The organism is Undibacterium sp. SXout7W, assembly GCF_049339385.1.
Taxonomy (GTDB): Bacteria; Pseudomonadota; Gammaproteobacteria; order Burkholderiales; family Burkholderiaceae_D; genus Undibacterium.
Genome location: NZ_JBMPPF010000025.1, coordinates 21,163 through 43,501 on the forward strand (window position 1 = coordinate 21,163; position 22,339 = coordinate 43,501).

Below are 22,339 nucleotides of genomic sequence, written 5' to 3' on the forward strand. Positions count from 1 at the left end.
GGTAAGGCAATTGGTACACGTTACGGACAATAAACATGACTGGCTTGATTGAAACCAGTTCAACAACTGTTAATGTTTACAGATAATACTTACAGATAATGCATGCAAATCGCGACTGACACAAAACCGCCTAAGCGGCGTGATGGCTCATTGCCAAGACAATTTTGGCGTCAGCTCTATACTTTTGAATACCTGACGACAAACGCCAGTTTACACGATCGATTTCCGTCGTGGGAAATTGCCGGACGATACTTATCCGGCATTAATCGTCGGAGACACCTGAACAGATCGTTGTTGTTTCAACGCTGCCAGACAAAAATGCTGAAACCAGAGGCCGGTGAAGACAAACACTAAAACGTATACCCAGATGGCTAATCCAGCCAGAACCGGTAAAAACATTACTGATAACACGCCCCCCAGCCACAGCAGGCCAGGTGCAGCCCCGATCAGACCTGCAATAGTACCGATCAATAACAGCGACCAGCGATGCTGCTGTATCAGTTGTCGGCGTTCTTCACGATCAGCATGTAAAGATAAGGCATCATAGACCATCACCCGATATGTCAGCCATCCCCACAGCAACGGTTGCAGCACCAGGCTGACCGGTGGTATCAGCGTCAATGGCAACGCCAGCAACCATAACAAGGCAAAGACAATAAACGAAGACAATGAATGCCAGAGGCTGCCAAACAGCGAGCCGCCACGACGCTGTTCCAGATCGGGATAGGTGCGCGCGCCGACATGTTTGTTGATGGCGGGCATCGCAAACAGACCTATGCACAGCAAGGCAGTAAACACCATCACCGGCAGCAGCAGCCACATGGCGACCAGTGGCACCACCATGGTCTTGAACGTCAGCAAACCCAGCATATTGAGTACATCGCCAGCAGTATGAAAACCATCATTAGCGATGAACCATTGCTGCAGATAATCCATTAATGCCTGCAAGCCAAACCACATGGCAATACTCCATATCGCCAAAGCGGCCAGAAAAGGCCAGAAAGTCAACAGCAGCATCCGGAAATGTAATTGCGCCACCAGCGCCCTGCCCCATGAAATACCGACTGCTGAGAGATTCATAACGGCATGTCCTTTTCCAGGCCACACATACGTTTAATGCCCAGCCATTGCTGTGACCAGAACCCTTGGCCGTAATCACGGGAACAGCCTTCCGGTGCAGGTAACTGATCACGAATGCCCGTCTTCACGAACTCATCCGAGAATAATGCTGTGCCGAACAAGATATCCCAGATCGGGAACAGTACCGCAAAATTATGTCCACCTAACGTACCTTTACCATTGGCTTCATGTCCCAGACCGATCGCATGATGCAGACGGTGAAACCGCGGAGAAACCAGAATCCTGTCGCCAAAATGACCAAAATGGATACGCACGTTCGCATGTTGCAGGCTTTGCAGCATTTGCGATGCCATGACCAGCATCACGTATTGTCGCGGCTCTACGCCGATCGCCAGCGCAATCACGCCCATATAAATATCACGCAAAAAATCATCCAGCAAATGGTTACGGTTATCGCTCCACAAGTTCATATCCTGTTGACTATGATGCAGACTGTGCAGCCCCCACCACCAGTTAAATTGGTGTTCTGCGCGGTGATACCAGTAATCAAAAAAATCCAGCACGACCAGATAGACCAGAAACACCAGCACAGGGTGATTCACCATGTCTGGCCAGATATTTTCCAGATTGAAGGGCTTAACGCCCTGAAAATGCAAAATAGCAGTCAAATGATCCAGCAAAGGATCAAGAACAAAAAATACCAGTATGGAAAATGCGCCCAGCCTGTGAAGTGCCGTATAAATGAAATCATTCCAGCGTGCGTAGCCGTTGCGGATAGGCTGCACCGGAATCAGTGCTTCCAGCGGTCGCAAAATGATAAATAAAATAATCAGCTGCAACACACCGAAGATAAACCATTCCACGCCCTCAAAAGAATCTTCGATAAACTCGCCCAGACCACAATAAAACATCAGGGGTTGTACGACAGTTTCAAAAATCCAGGCTTGCAGATTGGTAAATAAATCAGAGAAATTCATTATTGAGCGACTCGGTAAGAAGGATGTTCACGCAGGGTAGCAAAACAATAGCCTTTTTGCTCAAGGCCAGAAATCAGCGGCTCCAGATTCTCGGGAGCCCAGGCTTGCTTGCGAGACCAGATGCCAAGATGTGCCATAAAAATATCGCCATCACGCAAACCAGTCAGCGCACGTTTCAGCAACATTGGGTTACTGAATTTTTCGCTGGATAATTCATCACCAGAAAATCCGGCGGCAGCCCAGGCAACGTGTCGATACCCGCAGGACTCACCTGCCTTTTGCAGATTCGGTGTCAGTTTTCCACCGGGTGCACGCCAGTAAGGGTCGAGTTTTTTACCTGTCAATTGCAAAAAACGCTGATCGACGCGACGTAATTCCTCGCAATACTGACCTGCAGTCCATGTCAACTTTTGTCCAGCTTGTGCGCCGAACTGCGGCCTGACTTCAATGCGGCCATCGGGTAAATCGCGCATGGCATAAACATGATCAAAGGTATGACTACCAAATGCATGGCCTTCATTTGCCAGCGTTTTCCAGTAACTCCCCCAGGAAGCATCCAATGAATAGTCGTCGCGAACCGTTTTTTCGTTGGCCAGAAAAAACGTCGCCTTGATCTGGTGACGGCGCAACACTGACGCGATCAACTCGGTCTGTGACTGGCTGCCCGTATCGAAAGTCAGATAAATGTGCCCCTGACATTGCACGGCAGCAGCAGTAGCAGCACTTGCTACAGATGGGCTGCACGCAATGCCTAGCAATAAAGGGAACGACGGCACCAGCCTGCGAAAACCACTGGCAACCATCGGTAATTTACATATTTCCGGCACGGTTCGCAAAGAAAACTCCATGAGGAGAGCGTCCGACTGGAATCAGTTTGATGACTTTTCTGGAAGCGATGTCTACCACTGCGACTTTTTTAATCCAGCGCAGGGTCGTCCATAAAGTCTTGCCATCTTCGCTCACTTCCATGCAATCCGGGCCGCCTGGCACAGGAATGCTGCCGACGTTTTCCAGTGTTTGCTGGTCAATGATGTTGATCTCATTGGAAGTACGGTTAGAGACAAATAAATGGCGTTTGTCACCTAAAGCACGGAAATTATGCGTACCAACACCAGCCTTGATGCGTTTGATCGTTTTTTGTGTGCGCCAGTCAATCACTTCTACATAATTGCTGCCCATGATGCCGACCAGCAGATATTTATCGTCTGGAGTCATGACAATGCCGGCTGGCAGCTTACCTACAGGGATAGTCCATTTTACTTTCTGAGTCGCCAGATCAATCGCAGATACCTGATCGCTCCCCTGCTGCGTAATAAACACGGTCGTGCTGGCAGCATCAAACGCCATATGGCTTGGCAATTTTGCCAGAGGAACACGTTGAGCCAGACGCATCTCTTTGCCATCATAATGATAGAAATCAACACGATCCAGACGCAATGAATTCGACACGAACCATTTTTGATCAGGTGAAAAGCCGATCTGATAAGGATCGGCGATATCTTTCATTCTTTTTTGAATTTGTCCGGTCTTAGGATCCAGAAAAACCAATTCATCGCCAACGGCATTGGCAACAATCAGTGATTTGTTGTCCGGCGTCGCCATCAGATGATGTGGTTCTTTACCGATAGGGAACGTGCTGATTTCTTTATAGGTCTGCTGATCCAGCAAACTGACTGTGGCATCACGTGAATTCAAGACCACCACCACATTTGACGGTGTATTTGACTGCGCAATTGCTGCGGAAAAAGGCGTTAATAAAGAAAAAACCAGGGATGCCAACAAATGACGACTACGCATGAAAGAGAACCGCTAAAAATGAATCGAATCTCCATTTTACAGCGCATGGGCTGAGGGGGTGCTCTTTCTATTGGCGGAATTTCTACTTTTCAGCATATTTTGAGAAAGATCAAGCCTCATTTTATTTCCACGCGGAAATTTAATGAACATTCTGCGATCAATTCCCCTCTCAGATACATTCACAAATCCATTTTGCTCCGCTTTTGCTCTACAATTGCGCCAGATTTTTTAAAGAAACAGGACTTACGCAAAATTGTTCCAGTAAGGCATGGCGACGAAGGCAGTACATGCTGTACGACAAGGAGCCATAACGCCGCTGGGGCGGTTTTGCGTAAGTCCCAGAAATAAAGGAAAACCATGACCTCTATCACGACAGTATCCGGCCTGCAATACGAAGACAAAGTTGTTGGCGATGGCGCAGAAGCGCAGGCAGGCAACCACGTTGTTGTTCATTACACTGGCTGGTTGCAAAATCCAGACGGCAGCGCAGGTAAGAAATTTGACTCAAGCAAAGATCGCAATGATCCATTCTCGTTCCCACTTGGTGCTGGTCATGTGATTAAAGGCTGGGATGAAGGCGTGCAAGGAATGAAAATCGGCGGCACCCGCATCCTGACTATCCCTTCCAGCCTTGGCTACGGTCCACGCGGCGCCGGTGGTGTGATTCCGCCAAATGCCACGCTGATTTTTGAAGTTGAACTGCTCGGCGTCTGAAGCAGCGCTATTGTTGGATAAAAAGGGGGAGTATCTACACTGTAGTGCTGGTAGTCTCATGTTTTAAAGCACTCATCCAGTCAAGTGGATGATACTCCCCCTCGGTATGTACTCACTACAATACCCCAGACGAGACCCATGAAGTGTGACAACTTCATGGGTCTCGTGCATTGTAATCGCCGTTTTGCTTATCGCCGTTTTTCTTCTTACTCACGCCAGTTTCTGTGCAAATTCACGAACGAATGACGGCGATGAACTTGTACGGCGATCAACCATCAGTCATCAATCATCCGCCATCAATCCTTCACCATCAATGCGCGAGTGCGTTCTTGATCTGCTGCAACGACGTTGGGTCCTCAATGGTGGTCAGATCACCAGCATCACGGCCTTCGCAGATTGCCTGAATCGAGCGACGCAATAATTTGCCCGAACGGGTCTTCGGTAACGTCGTGACAAAATGTACCCGAGACGGTCTGGCAACCGCGCCCAGCTGCTTATCGACGACCGCCATCACCTCTGCCTCCAGCGCTTTCATGTTTTCTGCGCTGGCCGCCAGTTCCGGATGCTTCAATATTGCAAACGCAACAGCCACCTGCCCTTTGAGCTTATCTTCCACGCCGACAACCGCAACTTCCGATACTTGAGGATGACTGGAAATACTCTCCTCTATCTCGCGCGTGCCGAGACGATGACCGGCCACATTAATCACATCGTCGGTACGACCAAGAATAAAGTAATAACCATCCGCATCGCGGATACCCCAGTCAAACGTCGAATACAACTGCTCATGTGCAAAATTTGACCAGTATGTCTGCACAAAACGCTGATCGTCGCCGTAGACGGTTTGCATACAACCCGGTGGCAATGGTCCTTTGATCGCGACAACACCTTTTTCATTGGCGGCACATTCCGCACCAGTAGATTCATTAATCAATTGCACGTTATAACCGTACACCGCAACACCGGGGCTGCCGAGTCGGGTAGCTTTGTTTTCAATGCCACGGGCAATCGACAGAATTGGCCAGCCAGTTTCGGTTTGCCAGTAATTATCAATAATAGGCACACCCAACTCGCTGGCGATCCAGTCCGATGTGGTTTCATCCAATGGTTCCCCCGCCAAGTACAAGGCTTTCAATGAAGAAAGATCATATTTTTTCATCAACTCAGATGGATGTTTTTTCAGTACGCGGATCGCTGTGGGCGCAGAAAACATGCGTGTGACCTTGTACTTTTCAACGATACTCCACCAGATACCGGCATCTGGTCTGATCGGCGTTCCTTCATACATGATGGTGGCCATTCCGGCGATCAGCGGGCCGTACACAATGTAGGAGTGACCAACCACCCAGCCGATATCCGACGTGGCAAAATAGGTTTCACCCGGGTTGCCGCAAAAAATGTGTTTCATCGATGACGCCAGTGCAACGGCATAACCACCAACATCACGCTGCACGCCTTTCGGTTTGCCAGTCGTGCCAGAGGTGTACAGTACATAAGACATCTCGTTCGATTCCAGCCATGTCACTGGCACCTGGGCCGCCATGTGCTGTTCACGTGCGCTGGCATAATCCACATCACGTCCAGCGACGATATTCATCTCATCCAGACCGCGATTCACCAGCAATACATGCTGTGGCTTGTGATTTGCCGCTGCGATTGCCTCATCCAACAAAGGTTTATAAGGTACTGCCTTACCACCACGCATACCAGCATCCGCTGAGATCACCAGAACCGGTGCTGCATCATCAATCCGGGTTGCCAGACTTTTGGCAGCAAACCCGCCGAATACGACAGAATGCACTGCGCCGATACGGGCGCACGCCAGCATGGCAAAAGCGGCTTCCGCGATCATCGGCATATAAATCAGCACGCGGTCACCTTTCCGCACACCAAGAGACTGCATGATGGCCGCCATGCGCTGCACTTCTGCGTGCAAATCAGCAAAGCTATACACCTTTTCAACATTGGTTTCTGTTGAAATCGCAATCAGTGCCGGTTTGTCTGCCTGCGTCGCAAGCCAGCGATCGACAGCGTTGTGACACAGATTAGTCTGTCCACCGACAAACCATTTGGCAAATGGTGGCCGGCTGTGATCCAGTACCTGATTGTATGGTTGATGCCAGTCAATCAGTCTGGCCTCTTTATCCCAGAATAATTCTGGTTGCTGGATAGATTCCTGATAAAACGCTGCGTAAGACATAGTCCCTCCTGAAGTAGATAGGATGCGAATTTGTAATGTGATGAAAACTGCACAACTGACAAAATTGACGGAATTGACGAAGCCAAGGACAACAACCTAAGGACAGCAATCTCAATAAGCATTGCAACACCAACGCCCATTTCGCCGACATCAGTCACACATTCAATTCATCGCACCAGATTCCTGTTATATAAATTTTATGTAAGTTTTATGTAAGCCAATAAGAAAAAACGCGACCGTTTAACTGGTCGCGCTTTCTATTCGTATTTTTCCCGTATTTTCTATCAGCATTTTTATTTTTCCACACATTGCGCTGCATTGTTGAGGATCAAAACAGATCATCCCGAACATCACCATGGTGTTTTTTCTGAGCATGAACAGACGGAACTGAAGCAACTGAAACAAACAATGTAACTTCTCACCCCATACCCGAGCGGCAGCAAAAAGCTTCATGCTGACCGGGATGAGATGAGTATTGGTCCAGTTGGTCCAGTTGATCTTCATGCTGTCACTCAGAATGTATCGCCGGGAATACGCACCCAGCCTTCCATCAGTACACGGGCACTACGGCTCATGATGGCTTTTTTGACGGTCCATTCGCCATTCACCTGCGTTGCTTCCGCACCGACCCGCAAGGTGCCGGACGGATGACCAAAACGCACCGCAGTACGTTCGCCGCCACCCGCAGCCAGATTCACCAGTGTGCCGGGAATCGCCGCCGCAGTGCCGATCGCAACCGCTGCCGTACCCATCATCGCGTGATGCAGTTTGCCCATAGATAAAGCGCGCACCAGCAGATCAATCTCCGTTGCATTGACTTGCTTACCACTCGACGACACATACGACTGCGGTTGAGCAACGAAAGCTACCTTCGGCGTATGCTGGCGTTTTGCAGCTTCATCAATATGCTTGATCAAGCCCATACGTACCGCTCCATAAGCGCGGATAGTCTCGAACTTTGCGAGTGCTGCAGCGTCACTGTTGATCGCGTCTTGCAACTCAGTGCCGGTGTAGCCTATCGCTTCAGCGTTCACAAAAATCGTCGGAATACCGGCATTGATCATGGTCGCCTTCAGTGTGCCGATACCGGGCACCTCCAGATCATCGACCAGATTGCCTGTCGGGAACATGGAGCCGCCAGCGCCTTCTTCATCGGCTGCCGGATCCATGAATTCAAGCTGCACTTCAGCGGCTGGAAAAGTCACACCGTCGAGTTCAAAGTCGCCAGTTTCCTGCACTTCGCCATTCGTAATCGGCACATGAGCGATGATGGTTTTGCTGATATTCGCTTGCCAGATGCGTACCACGGCGATGCCGTTTTGTGGAATACGACTCGCATCCACCAGACCGGCGCTGATCGCGAACGAACCAACCGCTGCCGACAAATTGCCGCAATTACCGCTCCAGTCAACAAAAGCCTTATCTATCGACACCTGACCGAACAGGTAATCGACATCGTGATCCGCCTTGGTACTTTTTGACAGAATCACTGTTTTACTGGTGCTGGAGGTCGCACCGCCCATACCGTCGATTTGTTTGCCGTAAGGGTCGGGGCTGCCGATCACGCGCAACAGGATTGCGTCACGCGCAGCACCGGGCACTTGCGCCGCCTGCGGCAAATCCTGCAAACGGAAAAACACACCTTTGCTGGTACCGCCACGAATATACGTCGCGGGAATTTTAATTTGAGCTGGATGAGCCATCATTCATCTTTCGTATTTTGACAATCTGAAATTCCTGAAACCACTCGTGTAAGATTCGCTATGTGCACCAGCATGCCTGCTGGCCAAACAGTACGCACAGCGCACCCTACTGTCGTGTTGAGACATTTAAAAAATCAGGCTGCTTTCGTCGATTCCAAAAAGTCTTGCGCAAAGCGCTGCAACACACCACCGGCCTCATAAATCGAAACTTCTTCTGCGGTATCCAGGCGGCAGGTGACAGGCACTTCGACGCGTTCACCATTTTTACGATGAATGATCAGCGTCAGCGTAGCGCGTGGTGTGCGTTGACCCACGACATCAAAAGTTTCGCTACCGTCGATATTCAGCGTCAGGCGGTTCACACCTGGTTTGAATTCCAGCGGCAATACGCCCATACCGACCAGATTCGTACGATGGATACGTTCGAAACCTTCAGCCACAATCGCTTCCACACCCGCCAGACGCACACCTTTGGCGGCCCAGTCACGCGATGAACCCTGACCATAATCCGCACCGGCGATGATGATCAACGGCTGCTTGCGTTCCATATAGGTTTCAATCGCTTCCCACATGCGGGTCACTTTGCCTTCTGGTTCTATGCGAGCCAGCGAGCCGGCTTTCACTTTGCCATCGACCTGCACCATTTCATTTTTCAATGTCGGGTTCGCAAAGGTCGCGCGCTGCGCTGTCAGATGATCGCCGCGATGGGTTGCGTAGGAATTGAAATCTTCTTCCGGCAAACCCATTTTGGCGAGGTAAGCACCCGCCGCACTGTCGAGCATAATCGCATTCGATGGTGATAGATGATCGGTCGTGATGTTGTCGCCCAATACCGCCAAAGGACGCATGCCAGTCATCGTGCGTGGCGCAGCGAGCGCGCCTTCCCAGTATGGTGGACGGCGGATATACGTCGTTTGCGGACGCCAGTCGTACAGCGGGCTGACTTTCTCACCGTTGTCGGCCTGAATCGCAAACATAGGCTCATACACCTGACGGAACATTTCAGGCTTGACGCTGGATTTCACAATCGCATCAATTTCTTCATCGGTAGGCCAGATATCTTTTAAACGGATTTCTTTGCCATCAACGACAGTCAAAACATCCTTCTCAATATCAAAGCGTATCGTGCCCGCAATCGCATACGCAACTACCAGCGGTGGGGATGCGAGGAATGCTTGTTTTGCATACGGATGGATACGTCCGTCGAAATTACGGTTACCGGATAACACGGCAGTCGCGTATAAATCGCGATCAATAATTTCTTGCTGGATCACAGGATCAAGCGCACCGGACATGCCGTTGCAAGAAGTGCAGGCATAAGCAACCACGCCGAAGCCCAGCTTTTCCAGATCGTCCATCAAACCAGCTTCTTCCAGATACAACGTAACGGCTTTGGAGCCTGGCGCCAGTGATGATTTCACCCACGGTTTGCGGGTAAGTCCCAGTTTATTCGCATTACGCGCCAGCAGCGCTGCCGCAATCACATTACGCGGATTGCTGGTATTGGTGCAGCTGGTAATCGCCGCGATAATCACAGCGCCATCCGGCATTTGCCCTGGCACATCATCCCATTTGGCAGCGATGCCTTTAGCGGCCAGATCGCTGGTTGCAACGCGTGCATGCGGATTCGATGGACCAGCCATATTACGCACGACACTGGACAAATCGAATGTCAATACGCGTTCGTACTCAGCATTGATCAGACTGTCTGCCCACAGACCGGCAGCTTTCGCATAAGTCTCGACCAGTTTCACCTGTTCATCGCTGCGGCCAGTCAGTTTCAGATAATCAATGGTTTGCTGATCGATCGCGAACATCGCCGCTGTCGCGCCGTATTCCGGTGCCATATTTGAAATCGTCGCGCGGTCACCGAGCGTCAGCGCAGCAGCGCCAGCGCCGTAAAATTCAAGGTAGGCACCCACCACTTTTTGCTTACGCAGGAATTCAGTCAATGCCAGCACCACGTCAGTGGCAGTGATGCCTGGCTGCGGACGACCAGTGAGTTCAACGCCGATGATATCCGGCAAACGCATCCACGATGCGCGCCCCAGCATGACATTTTCTGCTTCCAGACCGCCGACACCAATCGCGATCACACCCAGCGCATCGACGTGAGGCGTGTGGCTGTCGGTACCGACCAGCGTATCAGGAAATGCCACGCCATCTTTGGCATGAATCACTGGCGACATCCGTTCCAGATTGATCTGATGCATGATGCCGTTACCCGGCGGGATCACATCCACATTTTTGAAAGCTTTTTTGGTCCAGTTAATAAAGTCAAACCGGTCTTCATTACGACGGTCTTCAATCGCGCGGTTTTTGGAAAACGCGTCAGGATCAAAACCGCCGCATTCGACTGCCAACGAGTGATCGACAATCAGTTGCACCGGCACGACCGGATTCACTTGCGCCGGATCACCGCCCTGCTCTGCAATCGCATCACGCAAACCAGCCAGATCAACCAGCGCAGTCTGCCCCAGAATATCGTGGCAGACCACACGTGCGGGGAACCACGGAAAATCGAGTTCGCGTTTGCGTTCGATGAACTGTTTCAGAGAATCAGTCAGGGTCGCCGGATCGCAACGACGCACCAGATTTTCAGCCAGTACGCGTGAGGTGTAGGGCAGTTTGTCGTAAGCACCGGGTTGAATCGCATCGACTGCCGCACGGGCGTCGAAAAAATCCAGTTGGGTGCCGGGGAGTGGTTTGCGGTTTGCAGTGTTCATGGCTTATTCAGGAATAATGGATGTTCTGGGAGCGGAACGCGTGGCAGTCTGTTTCATCAGTAGCACAAACAGCGCCGGAAGAAGGTAGCAAAGCGCTACGAACACCGGCGTTGTCTGCACGCTGCTATACGCACTTTTCTGCGTTGATGATGTGTACCTATCTTGTACAGATGTTGTACTGATTTTGTACTAATTGTGTACTCAGATTGCTCTGCTCATCAACGCATGTCAGACAAATTAAAATGATCGATTACAAATGACCAATTACTTACGATCGTTGATTGGTACGAATGTCAGATCTTCAGGGCCCACATAGTTGGCGCTTGGACGAATGATCTTGTTGTCGATACGCTGCTCGATGATATGCGCAGCCCAGCCAGAAGTACGTGCGATCACGAACAGTGGTGTAAACATAGCAGTTGGTACGCCCATCATGTGATAAGACACCGCGGAGAACCAGTCCAGGTTCGGGAACATTTTTTTGATGTCCCACATGACTGTTTCCAGACGCTCGGCGATATCAAACATTTTGGTTGATCCTGCTTCTATCGATAAATTGCGCGCTACTTCTTTGATCACTTTGTTACGTGGATCGGAAATCGTGTACACAGGATGACCGAAGCCGATCACTACTTCTTTGTTCTCAACGCGTTTTTTGATGTCGGCTTCTGCTTCGTCAGGGTTGTCGTAACGCTTCTGGATTTCGAACGCAACTTCGTTCGCGCCACCGTGTTTAGGACCACGCAATGCACCGATTGCGCCTGTAATCGCCGAATGCATGTCGGAGCCAGTGCCCGCAATGACGCGGCCGGTGAATGTTGATGCATTGAATTCGTGTTCTGCGTACAGAATCAGGGAAGTGTGCATGGCTTTTTCCCATGAAGCGCTTGGTTTCGCGCCGTGCAGCAAGTGCAGGAAATGGCCGCCAATCGACTCATCGTCGGTTTCCACTTCAATACGCTTGCCGTTATGGCTGAAGTGGTACCAGTACAACAGCATGGAACCCAACGATGCCATCAGGCGATCTGCAATGTCGCGTGCGCCTGGTGTGTTGTGATCATCTTTTTCTGGCAATACGCAACCAAGTACGGAAACGCCGGTACGCATCACGTCCATAGGATGGGATGATGCTGGCAATGCCTCAAGCGCTGCTTTCAGATTTGCCGGCAAGCCGCGCAACGCCTTGAGTTTAGTTTTATAAGCGCTGAGTTCGGCTGCTGTTGGCAGTTTTCCGTGTACCAGCAAATGGGCGATTTCTTCAAATTCGCAAGCATCAGCGACATCCAGGATGTCGTAGCCACGGTAGTGCAAATCGTTACCGGTTTTACCAACGGTACACAATGCAGTATTGCCAGCGGTGACGCCGGACAAGGCAACAGATTTTTTTGGTTTGAAAGAAACTGCTTCAGTCATGCTGTTCTCCTAAAATGATGTTAAATATACTCCCCTCAGTATTTTTTATAAGCCTTTAAATCCGTGGACTATAAGACGATTTATTAAAAAATAAGGGGGAGTATGTGTTTTTATCGGTTATCGGGCTAAATATTTGTACTGATCATGCATACATCTTGTATGCCGCTTGATATTGTCTGACGCTGAAGATTCACCTTGAATATTCGGCATCCATCAATGCTCATCCATACTCATGAATACCTTTCGGTACCCATGAGCCGCATTCAATTTATTTTTTTTGCTGCGCAAACAAGGCATCCAGTTTTTGCTCAAAATCGTGATAGTTGATGCGTTCGTACAATTCCATCCGGGTTTGCATCGTATCGACCACGTTCTTTTGTGAACCATCACGACGAATCGCGGTGTAGACGTTTTCAGCAGCTTTGTTCATCGCGCGGAACGCAGACAATGGATACAGCACCAAACCGACATCCACCGCAGCCAGTTCTTCGACGGAATACAACGGTGTCGCGCCGAATTCTGTAATGTTGGCCAGAATAGGTACTTTGACAGCGCTGGCGAACTGTTTGTACATCGCCAGTTCAGTAATCGCTTCCGGGAAAATCATGTCGGCACCGGCTTCGACACATGCCTGAGCACGATCAATGGCAGATTCCAGCCCTTCTACTGCCAGCGCATCGGTACGCGCCATGATCACGAAGTTTTCGTCAGTACGCGCATCAACAGCGGCTTTGATACGATCAACCATTTCCTGCTTGGTGACGATTTCTTTATTCGGGCGATGGCCGCAACGTTTAGCGCCAACCTGATCTTCGATGTGCATCGCTGCCGCGCCGAACTTGATCATCGATTTCACGGTACGTGCCACATTGAAGGCGGAAGAACCAAAACCGGTATCCACATCGACCAGCAACGGCAAGTCGCACACGTCAGTAATACGACGCACATCGGTCAGCACGTCGTCCAGATTGGAAATACCCAGATCTGGCAAACCCAGAGAACCGGCAGCAACACCGCCACCAGACAGATAAATAGCCTTGAAGCCAGCACGTTTGGCCAGCAAAGCGTGGTTTGCGTTGATCGCACCAACCACCTGTAACGGGGATTCTTCCTGCATTGCTTTACGGAAAGCTGCGCCTGCGGAGTAATTGCTCATGTCGCGAATACCTTTCAATGTGGGTCTGTCACAAAAAATGTTCTGTTCTGCTACGTTCTGCTACGTGTTGCCCATGCTATTGCAATCAGTGTGCCAGGCTTGCTGCCCGACTCGCCATATTCCAGAAGATGCTTATAAATCATAGACTTAATTGATTATTTCTCTGATTTGTGACAACACAAAGACTATCAAATGTTTCATAATGATGTTTCAATGTGAAACATGAAATAAACATAAACAAATTATGAAACATCATCCATCCCCCCGAGACAGCAGCGACAAACCCGTCATCTGGACTGTGTCCATTTCACGCCTGTTCGATATGTTCCGGGACATCATGGTGGAATACGATGTCAGCGCTGACATCGAACCGATTCATATGGGGTTCGAAGAAGCCGCCCAGTATTTGCGGGAACGTCTGCAAACCGAACACTGTGACGCGGTGATTGCCGCCGGCTCGAATGGCGCCTATCTGAAAAGCCGCTTGCCTATTCCGGTCGTCATCGCTAAAGCCAGCGGCTTTGATGTCATGCAGGCACTCGCGCGGGCGCGCCGGGTGTCACCAAAAATTGGCCTGATCACCTACCAGGAAACCATGCCGGAACTGGTGGATTTTAAAACCACGTTTGGTTTCGAACTGGAACAACGCACTTATGTCACCGAAGAAGACGCACGCGCGCAAATTCGGGAATTAAAAACGCTGGGGATTGAGGCGATTGTTGGCGCAGGGCTGATCACCGATCTGGCAGAAGAAGCCGGGCTCACCGGAATTTTCATGTACTCTGCGGAGTCGATACGCCAGTCCTTTGAAGACGCACTGGAAATCGCACGTCTGACACGACTGGAATCTGCCCGGGGCAGGCATCATCCGGCAGCAGAATCCTTGCGTACCAAACATGGACTGAATGATCTGCGGGGGGATTCTGTCGCCATGCAAGAACTACGCAAAGCGATTTCCCTGTTTGCCCGTTCCCCTGCAACGGTGCTGTTGCAGGGTGAAACAGGTACCGGCAAAGAACTGGCAGCACAGGCCATACATCGCGAAAGTCCGCGTGCGCGCCATCCGTTTGTCGCTGTGAATTGTGGCGCTATTGCAGAATCTTTACTGGAGTCCGAGCTGTTCGGCTACGAAGAAGGCGCGTTCACCGGATCACGGCGTGGCGGCCATGCCGGGCTGTTTGAAGCCGCTCATCGCGGTACATTGTTTCTGGATGAGATTGGCGAAATGCCAATCAATCTGCAAACCCGTTTATTGCGGGTACTGGAAGAACGTGAAGTGGTGCGCGTTGGTGGCATACGTCCGATCCCGATTGATGTGCGTATCATTTGTGCAACCCATTGCGATCTTGATGCGCGCAGCAGAGATGGTCGTTTTCGCTCAGATTTGTTTTATCGTCTGGCAGTACTGCGCTTGCATTTACCCTCGTTACGCGAGCGCCCCGAGGATGTATTACCGCTGGCGGAATGGTGCCTCAAACATGCACTGGCATCGCTGGGATCAAGACCGCATGTGAATCTGCACGCAGAAATTGCCACCTGTGCCAATAGTTTGCAACAATATGCCTGGCCTGGGAATGTGCGTGAAATGCGCAACATGATGGAGCGATTGGCGTTATTTCTGGCGGCAGAACCGCTGCAGGCACTCAACCCCGGTTTTGTTCAGAGGACCTTACCAGAGCTGACTACTGCCTTATCGGTCAACATGGAACTGCCAGATAAGGCGCATGTTGTTTTAGATGAATCACTCGAAGCAGTGATGCAGAAATATGACAATAATCGCGACGCCGCTGCAAGCCATCTGGGAATCAGCCGTACCACCCTTTGGAGGCGCCTAAAAAAACAATCGTTAACATAATCATCGTTCTGGCGAAAGTTATTTTCGTAACGCAGTAAGGTAGAATACCAACAAATTATTTGGACCATATCAATCTGAGCATGTACTGAGCACATACTGAGTGCACTCCGGACTTGAGATGCCTGCTAAAAACAGCTGCTGAATAATCAACAGAATCTACGGAATCAACCAGCGAACCGATAAGCTTAAGAACAAGCAATAAAAATAGTGATCTCCTTCAAAGCATTCATTCGCTCTTAGGCTTACCATTAGATACACTGCCAGTCACACTATTTGATAAATCGTTAATACATAGTTAATACATCGTTAAGCATACCATTAGATACACCATTCAATGCCGCATTCGATGCACCTTTTACCTTCCTCCTTAACCAGCCCAGACACCGATATAACAGCAATTTTATGAAAAAATTATTAATCGTTGACGATAGCAAAGTATCTCGCATGGTCATTCGTGCGCATGTCAAAGCGGTACAGCCAGACTGGGAATTTCTGGAAGCGGCCAATGGTGAACAGGCAATTGCGATGGTCGAAGAACACAGACCAGATTTTTGCACCATGGATATCAATATGCCAGGAATGCTGGGTACAGACGCCGCTGAGCAGATTTTGCAGTCGCACCCCGAAATCCGTATCGCGATTTTCTCAGCGAATGTTCAAGATACGATGCAATCACGCGCGTCCTCTATCGGTTCGATTTTTGTTGCAAAACCAGTCACAGAAAAATCGATCGCTATTGTTTTACACCATTTCGCAGGCTGATCATGAACTCATTAAGCGAATTACATCTGGATGCACTCAGTGAAGTATTCAATGTTGGTGCCGGACGCGCTGCGGCCAGTTTATCCGAAATCGTGGGTGATGAAGTTCGCTTATCAGTACCGTCTGTAGAAATCAGAAAATCCTCTGAAATCAATGCCTCTGTCATGGAGCTGGGCGGCACCCGCTTTGGTGCCGTTCACCAGACATTCATTGGTGCCTTCGAAGCAGAAGCCATTTTGTTGTTCACCGAAGATCATGCGCTTGAAATCGTCAAAGACATGATGGGTTCACAAATCAGCATCGATGATCTGGCAGAATTTGAACAAGAAGCGATGTGCGAACTTGGCAATATCATTCTCAATGCCTGCCTGTCTGCCATGGCAGATATGCTCAGCATCCCGATGAACTGCTCTCTGCCCGATTACAGCGTAACGACCACTGATGATATTTTCAAACGCATGAATAGTGACAGCAGTCAGCCTTACGTATTGTTACTGCACATTGATCTGGCGATAGAAAAAAGACACTCGGAAGGTCATTTGATCTTTTTACTGAGTTCTACTTCGCTGAAAGATCTGATCATCCATATAGATCGGTTCCTGGGAGCAGTATGATGTTGCAACATGTCGCGCCAATACCGATGGCAACATCAGTGGCGATGGAAGATATTATCAATACGATCAATCTGGGTCTGATCGTCGTCGATGCAGGGCAATCTGTGCGGATATGGAATGGCTGGATTGCCAGACATAGTGGCATTGAAGCAGATGCCGCGGTTGGCAGCCATATTCAGGATGTTTTTTCAGAAATCCCCAGTCGCGCGTTTCTGAGTGCCGTCACCAACACACTGAATTACGGTTTGCCCGTCGTACTGTCGAATGCGCTTCATCGCTCTCCGCTTGCACTGTACGAGCGGCTGGAAGATGCCGAAGAAAAAAAACGCATCCATCAATCAATTACCCTGACGCCTATTTCGGATTCTGATGGTAATCGCTGCTGTCTGATACAAATCACGGACTCCAGCACATCCATCAAACGTGAAAAAATTCTTCGCTCACATTCCGAAGTTCTGAAAAAGGAAGCGACAACCGATAGCCTGACTGGCATCTATAACCGACGTTTTTTTGACGAGCATTACAAAATGGCAATGGGTAATGCCTTGCGACATAATTTGCCGCTCGCCGTGTTCATGGTCGATATTGACCTATTCAAACAATACAACGATTGCTACGGTCATCTCGCCGGTGATCGGACATTGATACAGGTAGCAACAACCCTTAAAAAACAACTGATGCGCGCGACTGATGTCGTTGCACGTTATGGTGGTGAAGAATTCATTGTGATGTTGCCAAACATGGACACAGACTCAGCAATGCGGTTTGCCGAACGTTTGCGTGATGCGATCTGGAATTTGAACATTCCTCACAATAAAAGCCATCATCAGCGCGTTACCATCAGTGTCGGGTTCAGTAGTTACCTGAAACAATCGAACGCTGATCCGCAACATTTGCTCAAGACCGCAGATGCGGCTCTGTATATGGCAAAAAACAGCGGTCGTAACCAATGCAGTTTCCTGCCTTTGCCTTAAGTTATATCTCACTACGGTAATATCAGCGCAGTCAATGCATCGCGATAGCCCCACTGTCGCAAACTGACTGTCATATCCGATAAAGTAGCAAAAGTGGCTTATGTTTCCAGAAAACATGTAAAACGCCTACGTAACATCCGCTATATAACTTCCGATCTTCTCGTGATGTAATAGTCATACAGGCTAGGTATTGAGCTTGCCTGTATGGCTATTAATCAAGAACGATGGCTCGATGCCCCACTCCCTGACGGTTTTCGCATGGGTAAAGACATCGCACGAAAAAACCAGAGACTCTCAAGGAGACTTCGCAATGAACATGCTAAAAATATTTTTCGCTTTTTTTCTAACCAGTATCGTCCTGATCGCAACAGCAAAAGATGATCGGGCAGAGGCGATTGCCATGGTCGAAAAAGGTGTTAGTTATGTGCAGAAAAATGGAAAAGAAGCACTGATCAAAGAAATTAACAACAAAAATCCCGAGTTCATCCAAGGAGATATTTATCTCTATCTACGCGAACCGAATGGCGTTATTGTTGCCCATCCTGTCAACCCGAAACTCATCGGTAAAAACATGTTGGAACTGCCAGATGCCGATGGAAAATATTATAGAAAAGAAATTATTGAACTGGCCAAAACAAAAGGCAAAGGCTGGGTGGATTACCGTTACAACAATCCCGTCACGAAACAACTGGAAAATAAATCTACTTACATTTTCAAGAGCGATGATCTGATTTTTGAAGCCGGGATTTATAAAGGTAAATAGTCGATAGCAGAAAATTCAGCATGTCAACTGCAGGTTCCAAACTGCAAGATTCACATAGAAACAAACAGATAAAAAAAGACCAGTGTTTTCAGCACTGGTCTTTTTTTTAGCCTAATGATCCGGCATGAGATACCAATTTACTGATAATCAGACAGTGGCACGCAAGAACAGAACAAGTTGCGGTCGCCATAGACATTATCAGCACGGCCTACCGGCGCCCAGTATTTCTGGTGACGCAGACTGGCAACCGGATAGGCCGCTGCTTCGCGGCTGTATGGACGGTTCCAGTCAGCGGACAGCAATGCCTGCATAGTGTGCGGTGCGTTTTTCAATGGATTGTCTTTCGCATCGAATTCACCGCTCGCCACTTTAGCGATTTCTTCACGAATCGCAATCATCGCATCGATAAAACGATCCAGTTCTGCCAGCGATTCACTCTCGGTCGGCTCGATCATCAGTGTGCCAGGAACCGGGAAGCTCATGGTCGGTGCGTGGAAACCAAAGTCGATGAGGCGCTTGGCTACGTCTTCGTTGGAAATACCTGTTGCATCAGACAGAGGACGCAAATCCAGAATGCACTCATGCGCCACCAGCCCATCATGTCCGGAATACAGCACCGGATAATGTGGAGCGAGGCGTTTGGCGATGTAGTTCGCTGCCAGAATCGCTGTTTCGGTTGCTGCTTTCAATCCTTCTGCACCCATCATCGCGATATACATCCACGAAATCGGCAAAATCGATGCCGAGCCAAACGGCGCTGCGCTGACGGCGGAAATACCGTCTTCGCCACGCACATAGCCGGTCGATTTCTGATTCGGCAAAAATTTCGCCAGATGCGCACCAACTGCGACCGGACCCACGCCAGGACCGCCGCCGCCATGCGGGATACAGAAAGTTTTGTGCAGATTCAGATGGCTGACGTCGCCACCGAATTGCCCCGGTGCGGCCACACCGACCAGCGCGTTCATGTTCGCACCATCAACATACACCTGACCGCCGTGGCTATGCACGATCTCGCACAATTGCTGAATGCCTTCTTCAAACACACCATGCGTTGATGGGTAAGTCACCATGATCGCCGCCAGATTGGCGCTATGTTTTTCTGCCTTGGCAGCCAGATCAGCCAGATCAACGTTACCGCGTTCGTCACAAGCAACCACCACGACGTCCATACCCACCATCGCTGCCGATGCAGGATTGGTGCCATGCGCGGAAGATGGAATCAGGCATATGTTACGGTGGCCTTCGCCGCGCGATTCATGGTATTTGCGGATCACCAGCAAGCCAGCGTATTCGCCTTGTGAACCAGCGTTCGGTTGCAACGAAACAGCCGCATAGCCCGTTGCCGCACACAGCATTGCTTCGAGCTGAGCTATCATTTCGCGGTAGCCCAGCGTCTGATCTTGCGGTGCAAACGGGTGAATATTGGAAAACTCTGGCCAAGTGACGGGAATCATTTCCGACGTGGCATTCAATTTCATAGTGCAGGAACCGAGTGGGATCATGCTGCGGTCAAGCGCCAGATCCTTGTCTGCCAGACTACGCAGATAACGCAACATTTCATGTTCAGCGTGATAACGGCTGAAGGTCGGATGCGTCAGGAAAGTGCTGCTGCGAACCAATGCGGCAGGAACAGTATCGCTGACGGTAGCTTCAACGGCGTTGAAATCCGGCGTTGCCTTACCTTGGGCAAAGATCGCCCAGACTTTCACCACATCGTCGCGCGTCACGGTCTCGTCGAACGAGACGCCGACTTGCGTTGCACTGATCTGGCGCAGGTTATAGCCTTGCGCAGTTGCTGCTGCATGTACCGCTGCAGCATCGGCTACATTCACCGTCAGCGTATCAAAATACGTGCTGTTCGCCAGCGCAAGACCCATCTGTTGCAGACCTGCCGCCAGCACACCAGTAAAGCGTTGCACACGTTGCGCGATACGACGCAGGCCATCAGGACCGTGATACACGGCGTACATAGAAGCCATGACAGCCAGCAATACCTGTGCAGTACAAATGTTGGACGTCGCTTTTTCGCGGCGGATGTGCTGCTCGCGGGTTTGCAGTGCCAGACGGTAAGCAGAATTGCCCTGTGCATCAATGGTCACGCCAACCAGACGGCCAGGCATGCTGCGCTTGAACGCATCGCGGGTGGACATATAGCCTGCGTGCGGGCCGCCGAATCCCAGTGGCACACCAAAACGCTGACTGTTACCAACGACCACATCAGCGCCCCATTCACCCGGCGGCGTCAGCAGTGTCAGTGCCAGCAGATCGGCAGCGGCAATCACCATGCCACCTTTGGCGTGGATGGCAGCGGCGTATTCGCGGTAATCACGGATATCGCCATTCGCGCCCGGGTATTGCAGCAGTACACCGAAGCAGTCATTGTTCAGTGCATCGCTGCCGTGGCAGGTACGAACTTCGATCCCCAGCGGCTCAGCGCGGGTTTCGATGATTTCACGGGTTTGCGGCAAGACGTCGGCTGCCACATAAAACACATTGGAATTTGATTTGCCAACACGCTGAATCAGCGTCATTGCTTCGGCGGCGGCAGTGCCTTCATCCAGCATCGACGCGTTGGCAATATCCATCGCTGTCAGATCGGTGATCATGGTCTGGAAATTCAACATTGCTTCCAGACGACCTTGCGAAATCTCTGGCTGGTAAGGCGTGTACGCTGTGTACCAGGCAGGGTTTTCAAAGATATTACGCAGGATGACGCCTGGCGTATGGGTGTTGTAATAGCCCTGACCGATCAGGGATTTCAGCACCTGGTTTTTGCCGGCGATGGCTTTCAATTGCGCTAGCGCTTCCGGTTCGGATTTCGCAGCGGTAAATCCAGCCAGCGGCAAGACATCATGACGGCGGATATTGGCAGGCACGATCGCGTCGATCAGCGCATTGCGGTCAGTGTAGCCAAGCACAGCCAACATCTTCGCTTGTTCAGCGTCGGATGGGGCAATGTGGCGGGAAATGAAAGCATCGTGAGCTTCCAGTTGGGTCAGTGAAGGACGGGTCATGATAGGTAGGCAACGAGAAGTAGCTGGGGGAACTCATCCGGAGCGGACTGGTGCATGATGATCCAGTCACGGTGCCAGCATATGCCTGGCGACACCGGATGAGGCAGTGAAAACGACTTTTTTTAGCCGATGTTCTGCGCGTAAGCGTCTGCGCTCAACAGTGCATCAACATCTGCCGGGTTCGCTGGCTTTAATTTGAACAGCCATGCACCGAAGGCGTCGCTGTTGATGGATTCTGGTGCATCGGCCAATGCTTCGTTGATGGCAACGACTTCGCCGCTGACTGGTGCGTAGATGTCGCCAGCCGCCTTGACGGATTCAACAACGGCGCAATCTTTACCGGCGGCAAGTGTTGTGCCTACTTTTGGCAAGTCAACGAAAACGATGTCACCCAATGCATCCTGCGCAAATTCAGTGATGCCGACAGTCAGCGTACCGTCTGCTTCTGTGCGTACCCATTCGTGGGAGGAAGTGTATTTCAGTTCTGCTGGTACATTCATGATGGACTCCGGATAATCAATAAGATGGTTTTAAAATATGTTTCACTGTGTTTGCACCGACTATTTGCACCGACTATTTGCGCCCTAT

18 protein-coding genes are annotated in these 22,339 nt (G+C 50.2%); 6 read left to right on the top strand and 12 right to left on the bottom strand.

The features are described 5' to 3' along the window. Positions 1-252: 252 nt before the first annotated feature. Genes ACO0LB_RS19005 through ACO0LB_RS19020 form a run of 4 tightly spaced genes read right to left on the bottom strand, consistent with a single transcriptional unit; the run spans position 253 to position 3,854 of the window. Positions 253-1,080, bottom strand: a complete 828-nt coding sequence (locus ACO0LB_RS19005; RefSeq protein ID WP_423051978.1) for an EI24 domain-containing protein — start codon at positions 1,078-1,080, stop codon at positions 253-255. Further along, entirely contained in the window at positions 1,077-2,057 is a 981-nt protein-coding gene (locus tag ACO0LB_RS19010) for a sterol desaturase family protein (RefSeq protein ID WP_423051980.1), read from the bottom strand. The genes ACO0LB_RS19005 and ACO0LB_RS19010 overlap by 4 nt, the downstream gene beginning before the upstream one ends. Next, positions 2,057-2,884 (bottom strand): polysaccharide deacetylase family protein, encoded by an 828-nt coding sequence (locus ACO0LB_RS19015; protein ID WP_423051982.1) that lies wholly within the window; start codon positions 2,882-2,884, stop codon positions 2,057-2,059. Before ACO0LB_RS19015 ends, ACO0LB_RS19010 begins: the two co-directional genes overlap by 1 nt. Then, the gene (locus tag ACO0LB_RS19020; protein WP_423051984.1) at positions 2,868-3,854 is read right to left on the bottom strand and encodes a cytochrome D1 domain-containing protein; all 987 of its coding nucleotides are present in this window, start codon (positions 3,852-3,854) and stop codon (positions 2,868-2,870) included. Before ACO0LB_RS19020 ends, ACO0LB_RS19015 begins: the two co-directional genes overlap by 17 nt. Positions 3,855-4,211: 357 nt before the next feature. Here ACO0LB_RS19020 and ACO0LB_RS19025 point away from each other — a divergent pair, with 357 nt between their 5' ends. Next, a complete protein-coding gene (locus ACO0LB_RS19025) occupies positions 4,212-4,568 on the top strand; it encodes an FKBP-type peptidyl-prolyl cis-trans isomerase (protein WP_423051986.1) in 357 nt (118 codons plus the stop codon). A 310-nt stretch (positions 4,569-4,878) separates the two neighbouring features. On the opposite strand, the gene ACO0LB_RS19030 is transcribed toward ACO0LB_RS19025, so the two are convergent. The 6 genes from ACO0LB_RS19030 to prpB form a co-directional block, all read right to left on the bottom strand. Next, positions 4,879-6,768 carry a propionate--CoA ligase gene (locus ACO0LB_RS19030; RefSeq protein ID WP_423051988.1) on the bottom strand — a complete coding sequence of 630 codons (1,890 nt, stop codon included), beginning with the start codon at positions 6,766-6,768 and terminating at the stop codon, positions 4,879-4,881. 240 nt (positions 6,769-7,008) lie between these two features. Then, positions 7,009-7,272: a hypothetical protein gene (locus ACO0LB_RS19035; protein ID WP_423051990.1), complete on the bottom strand. Its 264-nt coding sequence runs from the start codon at positions 7,270-7,272 to the stop codon at positions 7,009-7,011. Between the two features lie 8 nt (positions 7,273-7,280). Continuing rightward, positions 7,281-8,471, bottom strand: a complete 1,191-nt coding sequence (gene prpF / locus ACO0LB_RS19040) for a 2-methylaconitate cis-trans isomerase PrpF (RefSeq protein WP_423052035.1) — start codon at positions 8,469-8,471, stop codon at positions 7,281-7,283. Between the two features lie 134 nt (positions 8,472-8,605). Next, positions 8,606-11,197, bottom strand: coding sequence for a Fe/S-dependent 2-methylisocitrate dehydratase AcnD (acnD, locus tag ACO0LB_RS19045; protein ID WP_423051992.1), 2,592 nt, complete (start codon positions 11,195-11,197; stop codon positions 8,606-8,608). A 264-nt stretch (positions 11,198-11,461) separates the two neighbouring features. Then, positions 11,462-12,610: a bifunctional 2-methylcitrate synthase/citrate synthase gene (gene prpC / locus ACO0LB_RS19050; protein ID WP_423051994.1), complete on the bottom strand. Its 1,149-nt coding sequence runs from the start codon at positions 12,608-12,610 to the stop codon at positions 11,462-11,464. 268 nt (positions 12,611-12,878) lie between these two features. Further along, on the bottom strand, positions 12,879-13,766 hold the full coding sequence (prpB, locus tag ACO0LB_RS19055) for a methylisocitrate lyase (protein ID WP_423051996.1): 888 nt from the start codon (positions 13,764-13,766) through the stop codon (positions 12,879-12,881). 244 nt (positions 13,767-14,010) lie between these two features. On the opposite strand from prpB, the gene prpR reads away from it, so the two are divergent. The 5 genes from prpR (at position 14,011) to ACO0LB_RS19080 (ending at position 18,734) form a co-directional block, all read left to right on the top strand. Continuing rightward, positions 14,011-15,621, top strand: coding sequence for a propionate catabolism operon regulatory protein PrpR (prpR, locus tag ACO0LB_RS19060; protein ID WP_423051998.1), 1,611 nt, complete (start codon positions 14,011-14,013; stop codon positions 15,619-15,621). A 402-nt stretch (positions 15,622-16,023) separates the two neighbouring features. Further along, a complete protein-coding gene (locus tag ACO0LB_RS19065; protein ID WP_423052000.1) occupies positions 16,024-16,383 on the top strand; it encodes a response regulator transcription factor in 360 nt (119 codons plus the stop codon). Between the two features lie 2 nt (positions 16,384-16,385). After that, a complete protein-coding gene (locus ACO0LB_RS19070; RefSeq protein WP_423052002.1) occupies positions 16,386-16,997 on the top strand; it encodes a chemotaxis protein CheC in 612 nt (203 codons plus the stop codon). Beyond that, on the top strand, positions 16,994-17,971 hold the full coding sequence (locus ACO0LB_RS19075; protein WP_423052004.1) for a GGDEF domain-containing protein: 978 nt from the start codon (positions 16,994-16,996) through the stop codon (positions 17,969-17,971). Before ACO0LB_RS19070 ends, ACO0LB_RS19075 begins: the two co-directional genes overlap by 4 nt. Positions 17,972-18,281: 310 nt before the next feature. After that, positions 18,282-18,734: a cache domain-containing protein gene (locus ACO0LB_RS19080; protein ID WP_423052005.1), complete on the top strand. Its 453-nt coding sequence runs from the start codon at positions 18,282-18,284 to the stop codon at positions 18,732-18,734. 137 nt (positions 18,735-18,871) lie between these two features. On the opposite strand, the gene gcvP is transcribed toward ACO0LB_RS19080, so the two are convergent. After that, the gene (gcvP, locus tag ACO0LB_RS19085; RefSeq protein ID WP_423052006.1) at positions 18,872-21,751 is read right to left on the bottom strand and encodes an aminomethyl-transferring glycine dehydrogenase; all 2,880 of its coding nucleotides are present in this window, start codon (positions 21,749-21,751) and stop codon (positions 18,872-18,874) included. Between the two features lie 122 nt (positions 21,752-21,873). Further along, a complete protein-coding gene (gene gcvH, locus ACO0LB_RS19090) occupies positions 21,874-22,251 on the bottom strand; it encodes a glycine cleavage system protein GcvH (RefSeq protein ID WP_186863912.1) in 378 nt (125 codons plus the stop codon). Positions 22,252-22,339: the final 88 nt, after the last annotated feature.

What these genes read in the sequence shown, in the direction of transcription:
- prpF (WP_423052035.1), bottom strand. Translation starts at nt 8,471, where the DNA reads ATGGCTCATCCAGCTCAAATTAAAATTCCCGCGACGTATATTCGTGGC.
- ACO0LB_RS19030 (WP_423051988.1), bottom strand. Translation starts at nt 6,768, where the DNA reads ATGTCTTACGCAGCGTTTTATCAGGAATCTATCCAGCAACCAGAATTA.
- ACO0LB_RS19070 (WP_423052002.1), top strand. Translation starts at nt 16,386, where the DNA reads ATGAACTCATTAAGCGAATTACATCTGGATGCACTCAGTGAAGTATTC.
- gcvH (WP_186863912.1), bottom strand. Translation starts at nt 22,251, where the DNA reads ATGAATGTACCAGCAGAACTGAAATACACTTCCTCCCACGAATGGGTA.
- gcvP (WP_423052006.1), bottom strand. Translation starts at nt 21,751, where the DNA reads ATGACCCGTCCTTCACTGACCCAACTGGAAGCTCACGATGCTTTCATT.
- ACO0LB_RS19010 (WP_423051980.1), bottom strand. Translation starts at nt 2,057, where the DNA reads ATGAATTTCTCTGATTTATTTACCAATCTGCAAGCCTGGATTTTTGAA.
- ACO0LB_RS19075 (WP_423052004.1), top strand. Translation starts at nt 16,994, where the DNA reads ATGATGTTGCAACATGTCGCGCCAATACCGATGGCAACATCAGTGGCG.
- ACO0LB_RS19065 (WP_423052000.1), top strand. Translation starts at nt 16,024, where the DNA reads ATGAAAAAATTATTAATCGTTGACGATAGCAAAGTATCTCGCATGGTC.
- prpB (WP_423051996.1), bottom strand. Translation starts at nt 13,766, where the DNA reads ATGAGCAATTACTCCGCAGGCGCAGCTTTCCGTAAAGCAATGCAGGAA.
- ACO0LB_RS19020 (WP_423051984.1), bottom strand. Translation starts at nt 3,854, where the DNA reads ATGCGTAGTCGTCATTTGTTGGCATCCCTGGTTTTTTCTTTATTAACG.
- ACO0LB_RS19005 (WP_423051978.1), bottom strand. Translation starts at nt 1,080, where the DNA reads ATGAATCTCTCAGCAGTCGGTATTTCATGGGGCAGGGCGCTGGTGGCG.
- ACO0LB_RS19080 (WP_423052005.1), top strand. Translation starts at nt 18,282, where the DNA reads ATGAACATGCTAAAAATATTTTTCGCTTTTTTTCTAACCAGTATCGTC.
- prpR (WP_423051998.1), top strand. Translation starts at nt 14,011, where the DNA reads ATGAAACATCATCCATCCCCCCGAGACAGCAGCGACAAACCCGTCATC.
- prpC (WP_423051994.1), bottom strand. Translation starts at nt 12,610, where the DNA reads ATGACTGAAGCAGTTTCTTTCAAACCAAAAAAATCTGTTGCCTTGTCC.
- ACO0LB_RS19025 (WP_423051986.1), top strand. Translation starts at nt 4,212, where the DNA reads ATGACCTCTATCACGACAGTATCCGGCCTGCAATACGAAGACAAAGTT.
- acnD (WP_423051992.1), bottom strand. Translation starts at nt 11,197, where the DNA reads ATGAACACTGCAAACCGCAAACCACTCCCCGGCACCCAACTGGATTTT.
- ACO0LB_RS19035 (WP_423051990.1), bottom strand. Translation starts at nt 7,272, where the DNA reads ATGAAGATCAACTGGACCAACTGGACCAATACTCATCTCATCCCGGTC.